Consider the following 13,706-nt stretch of genomic DNA (forward strand, 5'->3'; position numbering starts at 1 on the left):
CTGGGGCGACATCCGTGGCCTTCACCGAGCAGATGCACGGCTGGTTCAGCCCCGAGGCCAAGGACCCGGACGCGGGCAGGAGCCTCGGGCGGGAGCAGGGCCGAACGGTCATGTTCGAGCTCACGATCACCGCCCCCGACATCGAGGAGTTCGTCGCGGACCCGGCCCACCCAGCCATCGCGACGGGCTACCTCGTGGCGGACCAGTACGGCGGGCGCCTCCCCGTGGAGCGCGGCTGGTTCAACCTGTTCGTCGACGACGGCTCGTTCGGCGGGCGGCCCGCGCGGCGGATGCTGTACCGGCTGTGGATCCGCGACCCAGGCGGGACGAAGCTCACGTTCACGGGCCACAAGCTCGTCCGCGACGACGGCGCGCTCAACCTGTGGCGCGACACGAGCGTCCTGTACGCGACGTTCCTCCGGGGGCACGTCCCGCCTCCCGCGGACACCCTGCACGGCCCGGCGGCCGCTCCCGGCGAGCCAGCCGACGTCGTCGGCGCGGGCGTCCTGCACATCAGGCCCGCAGACTTCGCGAAGCAGCTCACGACGTTCCGCACCACGGGCCCCGCGGGGCCCGACGCGCTCGGAGCGTTCGGCCGCTTCTTCCTCGGCCAGCTCTGGACCGTGTACGGCCCGGTGGCCCGCCGCTCCCCGTCGGCGCCCGCCTGATCCGGCCGCCCGAGCCAGCTCCCCGAAAGGCAGACCCATGAAACTCAAGGAGCTCGCGGCGCATTCCGCCGAGCTTGGCTTCACCCCCCAGCAGGCGGTGCGCTGGCTCGCCCCCGTCTCGCTCAGCAGGACGGCGCTCAAGGTCGCCGCCGCGACGCTCTTCGCCGCGTTCGGCGACAAGCGCGAACTCGAAGGCGCCCTCCCCGGCCCGCCCCTCCTGCTCGACCGGCTCCCCCTCCCCGGCAGGCCGGCCCAGCCGATCGACGGCGAACCCGGCGTCGGGCTCCCTCAGACTGAAGGCGAGACAGCCCCGGCCCCGCGGATCGTGCGGCGCGACGGCGAGGATCTGTGGCTCGACTTCGCCGCGGACCTCGGCGACGGGTTCGACGCGACCTATTCGATCGCGCTCCTCCTCGCCCAGGACGCCCTTGACGTCAACGGCGCGCAGCTCCCGCGCGGCGCCGTCCTCGTCCTCGGGGGTGACGAGGTCTACCCCGTCGCGTCGGCCAAGGGATACGAGGACCGGACGGTCGGCCCCTACAGCGCGGCGTTCCCCTTCTCCCCGCACCGCGTGCTCGCGGACTCGTGCCCACCAGCCTCCGTCATGATCGCCCTCCCGGGAAATCACGACTGGTACGACGGCCTCACGTCGTTCCTGCGCGTCTTCACGCGCCAGCACAGCATCGGCGGGTGGCGAACGATCCAGTCGCGCAGCTATTTCGGTCTCCGCCTCACGGGCGGCCGCGGGCACCCCGGCTGGTGGCTCGTGGGCCTCGACAGCCAGCTCGGCCAGTACATCGACGAGCCCCAGCTCGAATACTTCTACAACAACGTCACGACGAAGCTTCAGCCCGGGGATGCGATCATCCTGTGCCTCGCGTCCCCCTATTGGGTCCACGCGACGACGCCGACCGCGGACGAGTTCCGGCAGACCGACTTCTTCGAGCAGGACTATCTGCGGCGGCGGTTCAACCCCGAGACCGGCCTGTTCGAGGAGACCGGGGCGTCCGTGCGGCTTTGGCTGAGCGGCGACCACCACCACTATTCGCGCTTCGAATCCGTCGGTTCTGAGGAAGCCGCGCCGGGCGAGCCCGAACGTGGCGAGCCCGTGCAGCTCGTGACCTGCGGGCTCGGCGGCGCCTACCTCGCCGAGACGACGTGGGTGCCGCGCGAGCTCTCCTTGCCCGCGCCGATCACGGCCCCCGTCTCGGCGTCCGTGCTGCCCTCGGGCGGCCGCGGGGCCCGGGACGGGGACACGCGCCGCTTCGTCCGAACGTCCGCGCTGTACCCGGACGACGACGAGTGCCCCAGGCTCGTGCGCCGGCTCGCCAATCCGTTCTCGCGCTTCTGGCTTCCCGTCCGGAATCCGGGGTTCGGGCCGCTGCTCGGGCTTTGGCACACGGTCGCGTTCCTCGTCCTGTGGGCCGTCGTCAGCGGGCTGCGGGGCGAATCGCTCCTCGGCAACCTCGAGGGCATGGCGCACGAGGGCGTGTCCGCCACCGCGATCGTGGGCGTTGGGATCCCCCTCGCGGCGCTCGGAATCCTCGCGCTCATCACCGGCGCGCTCGATCGCGGCCGCGGAGCCGTGCTGACCTGCGCGCGCTGCGTGCTCTTCCAGATCGCGGCCCTCGGGCTGAGCGCGACGATCGTCCTGCTCGTGACGGACCTCGCGAGCCTCCCGGGCCCCGTCGCGGGGCCGCTCGCGCTCGTCATCGTGTTCCTCGGCGGCTGGACGTTCGGGAGCGAGGGATTCGCGCTCTTCATCATCGGGACGAAGGGCCCGAGCGGCGTCGCGTCCTGGGCGATGTCCGGCCAGGCGGTCGAAGACCACAAGGGATTCCTCCGCATCCGGCTCGCGCCCGACGGCACGGCCACCGTCTACCCGCTCGTCGCAGACACCGTGTGCCACGACTGGGACCTCGAGCCCGACGGCGCGGGGGCACGTCCCGTTCCGAGCGGCGGGCTCCCGGGCCTCCGCCTCCTCGAGGACCCCATCACGGTTGCCCGCGAAGCCACACAGGAAATCCGAGCCGTGAGGGAAGGAGCGAAGCCATGGGCATCACCCGCGCAGACCACGAGACGAGCGTCATCCCGTTCCGATCACGAGACGACCGCCCCCTCAGCCTCGTCCATGTGACGTCCCCGCTCACGCCGTCGAAAGGGCCGGTCCTGCTCGTCCACGGCGCGGGCGTCCGCGCCGAGCTGTTCCGGCCGCCGGTCGCGACGACCCTCGTCGACGTGCTCCTCGATGACGGCTGGGACGTGTGGATGCTCAACTGGCGGGCGTCCATCGACCTCGCACCAGTTGCCTGGACGCTCGCCGACGCCGCCGTGTACGACCACCCGGCCGCCGTCGACCGCGTCCTCGCGGAAACCGGAGCCGAGACGCTCAAGGCGGTCATCCACTGCCAGGGGTCCACATCGTTCGCGATGGCGGCCGCGGCGGGCCTGCTCCCGCGGGTCGACACGATCGTCTCGAACGCCGTCTCGCTCCATCCCGTCGTGCCCGCATTCTCGCGCTTCAAGATCGAGCGGCTCGCACCGATTGTGCAGCACTTCAGCCCGTTCATCTCGCCGGCATGGGGAAACCGCTCCGAGGGGTATTTCAGCCGGGCGTTGCGGGCTATCGTCAAGGCGAGCCACCACGAATGCGACAACACCGTGTGCAAACTCGTGAGTTTCACCTACGGGAGCGGGCGGCCCGCGCTCTGGCGGCACGAGAATCTCGACGAGACGACGCATTCGTGGATCAAAGGTGAATTCGCCGAGGTGCCGCTCAGCTTCTTCACCGAAATGGCCCGCTGCGTCCGCGCCGGCCGCCTCGTGACGGTCGGGCACCACCCCGAACTCCCCGACGACTTCGGTGCCCAGGCGCCACGCACCGACGCGCGCTTCGCGCTCCTCGCAGGCCTCGAGAACCTGTGCTTCCTCCCCGAAAGCCAAGAACGCTCGTACGAATTCCTCTCGCGGCATCGCCTCGGCCGGGACACGCTGCATCTCATCCCCGGCTACGGGCACCTCGATGTCTTCTTCGGATCCAACGCCTGGCAGGACACCTTTCCGATCATCGTCAAGGAGTTGAACTCATGAATTCCCTCGCACGGTTCCTCGCCCCGCTCCTGAGGCTCACGCCGTCGACCCTTCCCGAACGGCAGAAGGAGCTCCGCGGCCAATACGCCTCGGGGGACGGCATCGAATTCGTCATGCCCGTGAATTCGCATCACTCCCCCGTCCTCATGGCGGCGTTCCCCATCAACGCGAAGGCCGCCGCGGCCCTCCTGCCGGGGAAGGAGCTCCATCCCCTCACCATCGGGGGAAAGGGCGTCCTCATGGTCACGATCGTCAACTACGAATCCACGGACATCGGGAAATACATCGAATACTCGCTCGCGATCGCCGTCACGCGCGGGCTCAAGCCGCGCCCGCCGCTCCTGCCGTTCATCTTCCAGAAGAGCATGGGAATGGGACAGTTCGTCGTCGATCTCCCTGTGAGCACCGAGATCTCCGTCAAGGGCGGCAAGGGCATCTGGGGGATGCCGAAACACCAGGCCAACCTCGATTTCGTCATCGACGAGGAGACCGTCTCGGCCCAATACGACCTCGGCGGAAAGCTCGCGTGCTACGTCGAGATCAAGAAGCCCGAGCCCACGGGGCTCCCGCTCAAGATGGCGGCCTCCAACTATTGCGCATTCCGCGGAATGCTGTGGAAATCGGACATCTATTTCGAGGCAGTCGCCGACGTCGCGTTCGGGCGCCAGGCCAAGGGACGGATCGTGTTCGGCGACTCGCCCCGCGTCGCCCCGTTCAAGACCCTTGGCGTCGGGGGCAGCCCGCTCTTCACGGCCTGGCTCCCCCAGACCCACGGCGTGCTCGACGACCACTTCGAGGCCTGGTTCCTGACGGCCGAAAGCCACGAGGCCCTCGGATCGCTCGACGGCGGCGAGACGCTCGAGAGCGTCGTGGGCCTCGGCAAGAGCCAGAAATGGCTCGCGCCGCCCGACCGCTCGCTCACCGCGGGAGAGCGGGTTGCGGCGGAAGGGCGGGCGTCGTGAACTGGATCCTGCTGTTCGTCGAGCTCTACTTCCTGTTCGGGGCGACGATGTACGTCGGCACCATGTGGGTGCTCAAGTGGTTCCTCTACCCCACGTGGCGCTCGCTCGACCGCAGCAACGTCGACATGCACTTCGGCGTTCCGACGAAGCGCGCGACGGCGTTCTTCACCGTCGTCGTGCCCATCATGTTCGTCGCCGGAGCCGTCATGATCTGGGCCGAATGGGGCACGGTGCGCGTCATCCCGGCGTTCGTGTGCGAGGCGGGCATCATCGCGCTCACGATCGTGGGCCAGGGACTCATCATCCCGATCAACATCAAGATCCGCAGCGGCGACTTCGCCAACGACAACGAGCTCCGGAGCATGCTCATCCGCTGGATGATGCTCAATGACATCCGCTTCTACGTCTCGACGCTCACGTGGCTGTCCATGGTCTGGATCCTCGTGGCCCGGGGCCGTCTCGTGGAGACGTTCGCATGAGCACGGCGGACCTCCCGCGCACCGCGCCTGGCCGGAACGGCCGCGGGCTCCTCGCGTGGGCCTCGGCAGACCCTCTGCGTGCGGTCCTCGCGGTGATCGCCGTCGTCACCATCGTCTCCGGTGCCGCGCAGATCCCGCTCGGCGACGTCGTCCTGCGTCTCCTCGGCGTCGCCCCCGGACTCGTCGAGCGGCAGCTCTTCGGGACCATCGGGATGTTCATGATCGTCGTCGGCGGGCTCCTCCTGCACACGCTCGCGACGTCGACCGCCAACCGGCCCGTGCTCCTGTGGTGCGGCCTCCAGAAGGTCGGCGCGGCGGCCGCCGTCGGCATCGGCGTCGCCACCGCTGCGTTCGCCCCGCTCGCCCTCTCCGTCGCCTCCTTCGACTTCGTCACGGGGATCCTGTGCCTCGTCTACCTGAGGAAGCTCCCGCGCGTGGGGAGGCTCCCCTCGTGAAGCGCTCGCTCGTGCTCGCAGGAGGCGGGATGCGCGTCGCGTGGCAGGCCGGCGTCGTCCGCGCGCTCGCGGAAGAAGGCATCGCGTTCGACCACATCGACGGATCGTCGGGCGGGATCCTCGCGACCGGGATGCTCCTCTCCGGGGTTTCCCCCGAGGAGATGTGCGCCCGCTGGTCGAGTCTGGACGTGAGGGACTTCAGCTCGGCGCTTCCCCTCGGCGACTATCTCAAGGGGCCCGGGGCCCTCCCGGCGCTCGGCGACGCGGAAGGGATCCTGCGGAAGGTCTTCCCGGCGCTCGGGATCGACGCCGACGAAATCCGGCGCCGCGCCGTCCTCCCCGGCGCCGTCGAGGGCACGTTCAACGTCGCCGAATTCACGCGCAAGGTAGCCCACGCGATCGACGCCCGGCACATCGACGCCGAGCTCATGGCCGCCGGCATGTCCCTCCCGCTCTTCGTCACGCCGCTCGAGCGGGACGGCCAGGTCTGGACGGACGCGGTCTGGATGCGCGACGCCAATCTCCGCGAAGCTCTGCGGCGCGGCGCGGACGAGGTGTGGCTCGTGTGGTGCATTGGCAACTCGCCCTTCTGGGGCGGCGGCCTGTTCGGGCAGTACGTGCACATGATCGAGATGAGCGCGATGGGAGCCCTCCTCAGAGACCTCGAGGAGGCCACCGCGACAGGCCGCGAGTTCGTGCTCCACGTCATCAGGCCCGAGCATCCGCTTCCGCTCGATCCCGAGTTCTATCTCGGCCGCATCGATTCCGATGCCCTGATCGGCATGGGGTATCGGGACGCGCGCGCGTACCTCAGCGCACGGAAGCCCGGAGGCGTACCGCACGACGAATCCTGCACCGCGATGGTCGACCCGGTTCCCGGCGTCCGCTTCAACGAGGCGCTCCACGGCTCGGCGGACGGGCACGCGCTCACGGTCCGCGTCACGCTCGTGGTGCCAACGCGCGACACCGGGCAGCCAGCTGATGTCACGGGGTACGTCGACTTCGCGCCGTTCGGGCCACGCGTCTTCCTCGCCGACGGCGCCGTCGAGTCCGGCGGCGGGCGGATCTCCTACCGCGGGCGCGTGCGGGTCGATGGCGAGTGGGCAGATTTCCGGCTCACGCGGACGTTCGACGACGGCGCGCACGATGGGTGGCACGACGCGCGGCATGCGCGGCTCGAGGTCGGCGGACGCCTCGCGATCGACGTCTCGATGGGCCTCGGCGACGTCGCAGCGCTCCTCGGCTCGGTCGAGCCCGTCGGGGTGCACGGGATCGCCGACGGCGCCGCCGCCGTCGCAGGCTTCGCGTCCCGGGGCCTTCGCGAGCTGTTCGGCGCGGCCCCGTAACCCGACCCACGCGTGCTCACTTCCCGCTCTACGGGTCGCTGTGCAACTCCGGGTGTCGGGATCTCACCAGTTTCTCGCCGCGTCCTACTGTGTGGCGCCGCCGAACGTCGGCGAGTCGCGCCGCGGTCGGCTTCGATCGTGGTGAGTTTCCGACGGAACGTCGGGGTCAGTCCGTGAAGATTGCCGCCACCACCTGGTCGGCCCAGTCGAGGATCTCCTTGTCCTGCAGGTCTCGTCCGCCCACCGGCGAGGTCTTGGGCTTCGGGATGAGCACCGCTCCGAGCGCGGGCTTGAACTGCGCCCCCTTGTACATGCGCGTGAGCCGCATGACCTTCGACTCGGCCAGCTCCGCGGGCGCGAACCGGACCATGTTGCCCTGAAGGGCGACGTCGGTCAGGCCGGCCGCGCGGGCCCGTACCCGGAAGCGGGCGACGGCGGCGAGGTTCGCCACGGGCGCGGGCGGCTCGCCGTACCGGTCGGTGAGCTCGTCCATGACCTCGCCGATCGCGCCGTCGTCGGTCGCCGCCGCGAGCTTGCGGTAAGCCTCGAGCCGAAGCCGCTCCCCCGGGACGTAGTCGTGCGGAAGGTGGGCGTTGACCGGGAGCTCGATCTTCATGTCCGCGGTCTTCTCCTCGGATTCGCCGCGGAAGTCCGCGACGGCCTCCCCGACGAGCCGGATATACAGATCGAAGCCGACCCCCGCGATGTGCCCGGACTGCTCGCCGCCGAGCAGGTTGCCCGCGCCACGGATCTCGAGGTCCTTCATGGCCAGCTGCATGCCCGCGCCGAGCTCGTTGTGCGCCGCGACGGCCTTGAGCCGCTCGAGCGCGACCTCGCCGAGAGGCTTCTCCGACGGGTACAGGAAGTACGCGTACGCGCGCTCGCGCCCGCGGCCCACGCGCCCACGGAGCTGGTGGAGCTGCGAGAGCCCGTACGAATCGGCCCGGTCCACGATGAGGGTGTTCGCGTTCGAGATGTCGAGGCCGGTCTCGATGATGGTCGTGCAGACCAGGACGTCGAAGCGCTTCTCCCAGAAGTCCACGATGATCTGCTCGAGCCGGTGTTCCGACATCTGCCCGTGCGCGACCTCGACCCGCGCCTCCGGCACGAGCTCGCGGATCGACGCTGCCATCTTCTCGATCGACGCGACGCGGTTGTGCACGAAGAACACCTGTCCCTCGCGCATGAGCTCGCGCCGGATCGCGGCCGAAACCTGCTTCTCCGTGTAGGGGCCCACATACGTCAGCACGGGGTGGCGCTCCTCGGGCGGGGTCGCGAGCGTCGAGGTCTCGCGGATGCCCGTGAGGGACATCTCGAGCGTGCGAGGGATGGGCGTCGCCGACATCGCGAGGACGTCCACGTTGGTGCGCATCTTCTTGAGCGCCTCCTTGTGCTCGACGCCGAAGCGCTGCTCCTCGTCGACGATCACGAGCCCGAGATCCTTGAACTCGACCTCCTTCGAGAGGAGCCGATGCGTCCCGATGACGACGTCGACGCTGCCCTTCTGGAGCCCCTCGACCGTGTCCTTGGCCTCGCCTCCCGCCTGGAAGCGGCTCAGCGCCCGCACGCGCACGGGGAAGCCCGAGAAGCGCTCGGAGAAGGTCTCGAAGTGCTGCTGGGCGAGCAGCGTGGTCGGCACGAGCACGGCCACCTGCTTCCCGTCCTGGACGGCCTTGAACGCGGCCCGGACGGCGATCTCGGTCTTGCCGTACCCGACATCACCGGAGACGAGGCGGTCCATGGGGATGTCCCGCTCCATGTCCGCCTTGACCTCGTTGATCGTGGTGAGCTGGTCCGGCGTCTCGATGTACGGGAACGCCTCCTCGAGCTCGCGCTGCCACGGGGTGTCCGGCCCGAACGCGTGGCCGCGGGAGGCCATGCGGGCCGAGTACAGGCGGATGAGCTCGCCCGCGATCTCCTTGACTGCTTTCTTTGCTCTCGACTTCGTGGCCGCCCAGTCCGCGCCGCCCATCTTGGAGAGCGAGGGCGCGTCCCCGCCCACGTAGCGGGTCACCTGGTCGAGCTGGTCGGTCGGCACAAAGAGCCGATCCCCGGGCGCCCCACGCTTCGACGGCGCGTACTCGAGCACGAGGTACTCGCGCATGGCGTCCGAGCCGCCCCCGGCCTTCCGTTGCATGAGCTCCACGAACTTGCCGATGCCGTGCTGCTCGTGGACCACGAAGTCGCCCGCGTGGAGCTGGAGGGGGTCGACGGCGTTGCGACGGCGCGAGGGCATCTTGCGCATGTCGCGGGTCCCCGCGGCGCTCGCGCGGCCGAGCAGGTCCGCCTCCGTGAGCAGCCCGAGCTTGAGGCCATCGAGCACGAAGCCCTTGCCCGCCGTCGCGGTCGTGATCTCGATGATGCCGGGCTCGGGCTCGCCCTCGAGCCCCTCGAGCCGCGTGCACGGGATCTCGGCGTCGTGGAAGAGCTCCGCGAGGCGCTGCGCAGGGCCGGGGCCGTCCGTCGCGACGACGAGGCGCCACTGGTCCGCGACGCGCGAGCCGATGAACTGCATCATCTCGCCGACGTCGCCGTGATACCCGCGCGGCTCGCGGGCCGCGATCGAGAGCGTGTCGATGTCGAGCACCGTCTCCTCGTCGACGCCGAGCGACGTGACCGACCACCACGAGATCGAGCGGGCGATCGCGGCGGAGCGGGTGTCCGCGAGCGTCGCGAAGCTCGCGTCCTCGAGCCTGCCAGCGTGCTCGGCGTCCCCGCTCGCGCCCCCGCCCGCGGCGACGCTCAGGTCGAGGGGTGCGGCCCCGCCGTCGGACGCTGTGGCCCACGCGGCGGCGAGGAACTCGTCGTTGGTGGCGGCGAGATCGTGCGCTCGGGAGCGCACCTTCTCGGGCTCGAGGAGCAGCGCGACGGAGCCCTCGGGCAGCTCGTCGACGAACGGCACCATCGAGTCGACGAGGAGCGGCGCGAGGGACTCCATGCCCTCGACGGCGATGCCGCCCGCGATCCTCTCGAGCATGTCCTCGGCGGCGGGAAGGTGCCCCTTGAGGCGTGCGGCGCGGCTCATGACGGACGGCGTAATGAGCAGCTCGCGGCATGGAGGGGCGACGAGGGACGTGGGGTGGTGGATGTGCGGGCCCGTGAGCGAGCGCTGATCGGCGACGGCGAACCAGCGCATCTGCTCGATCTCGTCGCCGAAGAACTCGACGCGCACCGGGTGGTCCTCGGTGGGCGGGAAGACGTCGATGATCCCGCCGCGCACTGCGAACTCGCCGCGGCGGCTCACCATGTCCACGCGCGCATACGCCGCGGCGGCGAGGGCCCGGACCACCTCGTCGAACGAGCGCTCCTGGCCCACCGTGAGCGAGACGGGGGCGAGGTCGCCGAGGCCGGCGACGAGGGGCTGCAGGACCGCGCGGATAGGGGCGACGACGACGCGAAGCGGCTGCGCGCCGTCGTGCGCTGGGAGCTCGGGGTGCGTCAGGCGACGAAGGACGGCGAGGCGGCGCCCCACGGTGTCCGAGCGGGGCGAGAGGCGCTCGTGCGGGAGCGTCTCCCAGCTCGGGAACAGCGCGGCAGAACCCGCCGGCAGGTACGCGCCGAGCGCCGCGACGAGGTCCTCGGCCTCGCGGCCCGTCGCGGTGACGGCGAGCAGGACCGAGCCCTCGTCGGGGAGGGTCTCGAGGATCTCCGCAATGAGCACGGGACGCAGGCCGGCCGGTGCGGCGACCTGCAGGTCCTGGCTTCGCCGGCCCGCGGGCTTCGACGCATAGTCGCGGAGCCGCGCGACAGTCTCGTCCTCGGCCACCGCACGGCGGAGGCCTTCGAGCGATGCGGGTCGCAGCACGTCAACGGACACGGGATCCTCCCAAAGGGCAGCACAGAAACCCGGAACCAGCGAGCAGTCCGGGGGATGCAAGTAGCCTATCGCGAGCGCGGCGGCGTGAGGATGGGCCGCGGCCTCGCAGACGGCGGGGTCCCCTGCCCCGGGCTCCGCGGCGTCATGGTGGTCGAGGGGCCTCCGCGGGACCCCTAGGATGGTCCCGGCCCCCATTCCCCAGAGGCAGATTGGAAGGACCCCATGGCCCTCGAAGCCACCACCACCCTGAACTACCCCGTCGACCAGGTCGCGGCCGTCTTCGCCGACGAGGCGTTCCAGCGTCACGTGAGCGAGCTCGTTGGCGGCAAGCTCGAATCGTTCGCGATCGACGGCGAAGTCGCCGGCGCCTTCACGGCCACCGTGGTCCGCCAGGTTCCGACGGGCCGTCTCCCGGAGATCGCCAAGAAGTTCGTGGGCGAGAGCCTCAAGGTCACGCAGGTCGAGGCCTGGACGGCCCCCGAGGCCGACGGCTCGCGCCAGGCGGACATCACGGTCAAGGTCGCAGGCGCCCCGGTGGACGTCGCCGCCGTCCAGCGGCTCACGGCCGACGGCAGCACGACCCGCATCGAGCTGACCGGCAAGGTCTCGAGCTCCGTCCCGCTGCTCGGCGGCAAGATCGCCGACGCGGCCGAGCCCATGGTCGGCAAGGCCCTCAACCTCGAGGCCACCCAGGCCGAGGCCTGGCTCGCAGGCGAGATCGTCTGATGCAGCTCCCCGCGGCACTCGCTTGGCTGCTCGTCGTGGCCGGCGTCTGGAACATCGTCGTGTGGCCACAGTTCCTGCGCCGCGTCATGAAGGATCCGCGCGCACGGGACGAGGCCGGGCGGGCCACCCGCTTCCTCACGGTCCACGTGTTCCTTGTCGCCATCTCGGTCACACTCGGAGTCGCTGTGGCTGTCGTGGGGGTCCGGGCGCTCTTCGCGTAGCCGTCCCTTTGGCGGCGTGACCGTCCCTCGGAGGCATAACCGTCCGGCGTGCGGGACGGTCATGCCGCCGAGGGACGGTCTTCCTCCGGCTAAAATTGACTGAGGTGCGCCGGGAAGTCTGGTCGGCAAGTTCCGCCGTCGACCCCAGGACAGGTGCCAGAATGGCCGCACCACCAGCATCCCGCCCGCGCCGCCGCGCCCTCGCGCGCGGTAGCTCTCTTGAATACCGGCGCGTCGCCGAGATCCTCCGCAAAGAGACCGTGGGCGGCGCCCTCCTCCTCGCCGCGACCGCGATGGCGCTCGCGTGGGCCAACTCCCCCTGGCGATCCGCGTACTTCGCCCTCCGCGACCTTCGCGTCGGGTACGCGCCGTGGCACCTCGACCTGAGCCTCGGCCAATGGGCCGCGGACGGCCTGCTGGCAATCTTCTTCTTCGTCGCAGGCCTCGAGCTCAAGCGCGAGTTCGTCGCGGGCGAGCTCCGCCGGCCCGCCACCGCCATCGTGCCGGTCGTGGCCGCGTGCGGGGGCGTCGCGCTCCCCGCCATCCTGTTCACCCTGGTCAACCTCCCCACCGGCGGCGACGCGCTGCGGGGCTGGGCCGTGCCCACGGCGACGGACATCGCGTTCGCGCTCGCCGTGCTCGCGATCATCAGCACGCATCTGCCGCCGGCGCTGCGGACCTTCCTGCTGACGCTCGCCGTGGTGGACGACCTCCTCGCGATCGGCATCATCGCCCTGTTCTATACGGACGGGATCAACCTCGCCGCGCTCGGCCTCGCGCTCGTGCCCCTCGCGGCATTCACGCGGCTCGTCCGGCGTCGCGTGCGCGCGTGGTGGGCGCTTGTACCGCTCGCCGCGGGGACGTGGGTGCTCGTGCATGCCTCCGGGATCCACGCGACCGTGGCGGGCGTGCTCCTCGCGTTCGCCGTCCCCGTGCTTCGCGGCGAGGAGGCCGGCGGCCCCGAGGCGGGACCTGGTCTCGCGGAGTACTTCGAGCACCGGTTCCGGCCGATCTCGGCGGGCGTGGCCGTCCCGCTGTTCGCGTTCTTCTCGGCCGGCGTTGCCGTGGGCGGGCTCGACGGGGTCGGCGCGGCACTCGCGGATCCCGTGGCGATCGGGGTCGCCGTGGGCCTCGTGGTGGGCAAGGCGCTCGGGGTGTTCGGCGCGACGTGGTTCGCCACGAAGTCCCGGCACGCGGATCTCGATGCCGACCTCGCGTGGATCGACGTCCTCGGGATCTCCGTGCTCGCGGGCGTGGGGTTCACCGTGTCGCTCCTCGTCGCGGAGCTCGGCTTCGGGCCGGGGTCGGCCCACGACGAGCACGCCAAGGTGGCCATCCTCACGGGTTCGCTGGCCTCGGCGGTGCTGGCCGCGATTGTCCTTCGCGCCCGCAACCGGCACTACCGGCGCGTCGCCGCCCGGGAGCAGGCAGAGCTCTGATCGCGCGCTACCGCCGTCCCGGCGCGCGCTGCGCCGGGGCGGCGGTCCCCCCAAGGCGGGTTAGCTCACTCGTGCTCTCCGCGACGCCGCCGGGCGAACGTCGGAGTGAGCGTTCCGAGCAGCGTGAGGACGGCAGCGACGAAGAAGGCGTTGGATGACGTGTAGTCAACCGGGGTTGCGCCCGCGGCGGTCTGCGCCCGGAGGCTCACCAAGCCCGGCGTCGTGGCCTGGGTCGGGTCGGACAGGACGGACGACGACGACGGGTCGCCCGCAGTGGTCGTCGTACCGGACGAGGACGGAGCCGGATCGGACGACGACGGCGGGTCGCCCGCGGTCGTCGTCGCACCCGGCGACGACGGCGTCGTCACGGGTGCTCCCGGATCCGTTGGCGTCGTCGAATTGCTCGGGTTCGGGACCGTCAGGCCGGTGGGGGCGGGGGTTGTCGGCTGCGTCGGCGGGGCCGTCGGCGCGGGCGCAGGGCTAGTCGGGGCCGTTGTGGTCGG

At 70.7% G+C, this 13,706-nt stretch carries 10 protein-coding genes and 2 pseudogenes; 10 read left to right on the plus strand and 2 right to left on the minus strand.

What is annotated here, in order from left to right; genetic code table 11:
* The 7 genes and pseudogenes from ACLN58_RS10250 to ACLN58_RS10280 form a co-directional block, all read left to right on the plus strand.
* A pseudogene (locus tag ACLN58_RS10250) lies at window positions 1-668 on the plus strand (FAD-dependent oxidoreductase); the annotation flags it as partial.
* 37 nt (window positions 669-705) lie between these two features.
* Window positions 706-2,805: a hypothetical protein gene (locus ACLN58_RS10255; protein WP_415855161.1), complete on the plus strand. Its 2,100-nt coding sequence runs from the start codon at window positions 706-708 to the stop codon at window positions 2,803-2,805.
* A complete protein-coding gene (locus ACLN58_RS10260) occupies window positions 2,721-3,758 on the plus strand; it encodes an alpha/beta hydrolase (RefSeq protein ID WP_415855162.1) in 1,038 nt (345 codons plus the stop codon). Before ACLN58_RS10255 ends, ACLN58_RS10260 begins: the two co-directional genes overlap by 85 nt.
* Complete coding sequence (locus tag ACLN58_RS10265) at window positions 3,755-4,720, plus strand: acetoacetate decarboxylase family protein (protein ID WP_415855163.1); 966 nt, start codon at window positions 3,755-3,757, stop codon at window positions 4,718-4,720. Before ACLN58_RS10260 ends, ACLN58_RS10265 begins: the two co-directional genes overlap by 4 nt.
* Window positions 4,717-5,199 (plus strand): hypothetical protein, encoded by a 483-nt coding sequence (locus ACLN58_RS10270; RefSeq protein WP_415855164.1) that lies wholly within the window; start codon window positions 4,717-4,719, stop codon window positions 5,197-5,199. The genes ACLN58_RS10265 and ACLN58_RS10270 overlap by 4 nt, the downstream gene beginning before the upstream one ends.
* Window positions 5,196-5,654, plus strand: a complete 459-nt coding sequence (locus ACLN58_RS10275; RefSeq protein ID WP_415855165.1) for a hypothetical protein — start codon at window positions 5,196-5,198, stop codon at window positions 5,652-5,654. The genes ACLN58_RS10270 and ACLN58_RS10275 overlap by 4 nt, the downstream gene beginning before the upstream one ends.
* Window positions 5,651-7,000, plus strand: a complete 1,350-nt coding sequence (locus ACLN58_RS10280; protein WP_415855166.1) for a patatin-like phospholipase family protein — start codon at window positions 5,651-5,653, stop codon at window positions 6,998-7,000. The genes ACLN58_RS10275 and ACLN58_RS10280 overlap by 4 nt, the downstream gene beginning before the upstream one ends.
* A 166-nt stretch (window positions 7,001-7,166) precedes the next feature.
* On the opposite strand, the gene mfd is transcribed toward ACLN58_RS10280, so the two are convergent.
* On the minus strand, window positions 7,167-10,817 hold the full coding sequence (gene mfd / locus ACLN58_RS10285) for a transcription-repair coupling factor (protein ID WP_415855167.1): 3,651 nt from the start codon (window positions 10,815-10,817) through the stop codon (window positions 7,167-7,169).
* A 222-nt stretch (window positions 10,818-11,039) separates the two neighbouring features.
* Between mfd and ACLN58_RS10290 the strand changes: the two genes are divergently transcribed.
* The 3 genes from ACLN58_RS10290 to nhaA all read left to right on the plus strand — a co-directional run bounded on the left by ACLN58_RS10290 (window position 11,040) and on the right by nhaA (window position 13,203).
* Window positions 11,040-11,543, plus strand: a complete 504-nt coding sequence (locus tag ACLN58_RS10290; RefSeq protein WP_415855168.1) for a DUF2505 domain-containing protein — start codon at window positions 11,040-11,042, stop codon at window positions 11,541-11,543.
* A complete protein-coding gene (locus ACLN58_RS10295; RefSeq protein WP_415855169.1) occupies window positions 11,543-11,764 on the plus strand; it encodes an SCO4848 family membrane protein in 222 nt (73 codons plus the stop codon). The genes ACLN58_RS10290 and ACLN58_RS10295 overlap by 1 nt, the downstream gene beginning before the upstream one ends.
* A 161-nt stretch (window positions 11,765-11,925) precedes the next feature.
* Window positions 11,926-13,203 carry a Na+/H+ antiporter NhaA gene (nhaA, locus tag ACLN58_RS10300; protein ID WP_415855170.1) on the plus strand — a complete coding sequence of 426 codons (1,278 nt, stop codon included), beginning with the start codon at window positions 11,926-11,928 and terminating at the stop codon, window positions 13,201-13,203.
* 65 nt (window positions 13,204-13,268) lie between these two features.
* On the opposite strand, the pseudogene ACLN58_RS10305 reads toward nhaA, so the two are convergent.
* Window positions 13,269-13,706 (minus strand): annotated as a pseudogene (locus ACLN58_RS10305) (hypothetical protein); the annotation flags it as partial.

This window comes from Sinomonas sp. G460-2, from assembly GCF_047759905.1.
Classification (GTDB): domain Bacteria; phylum Actinomycetota; class Actinomycetes; order Actinomycetales; family Micrococcaceae; genus Sinomonas.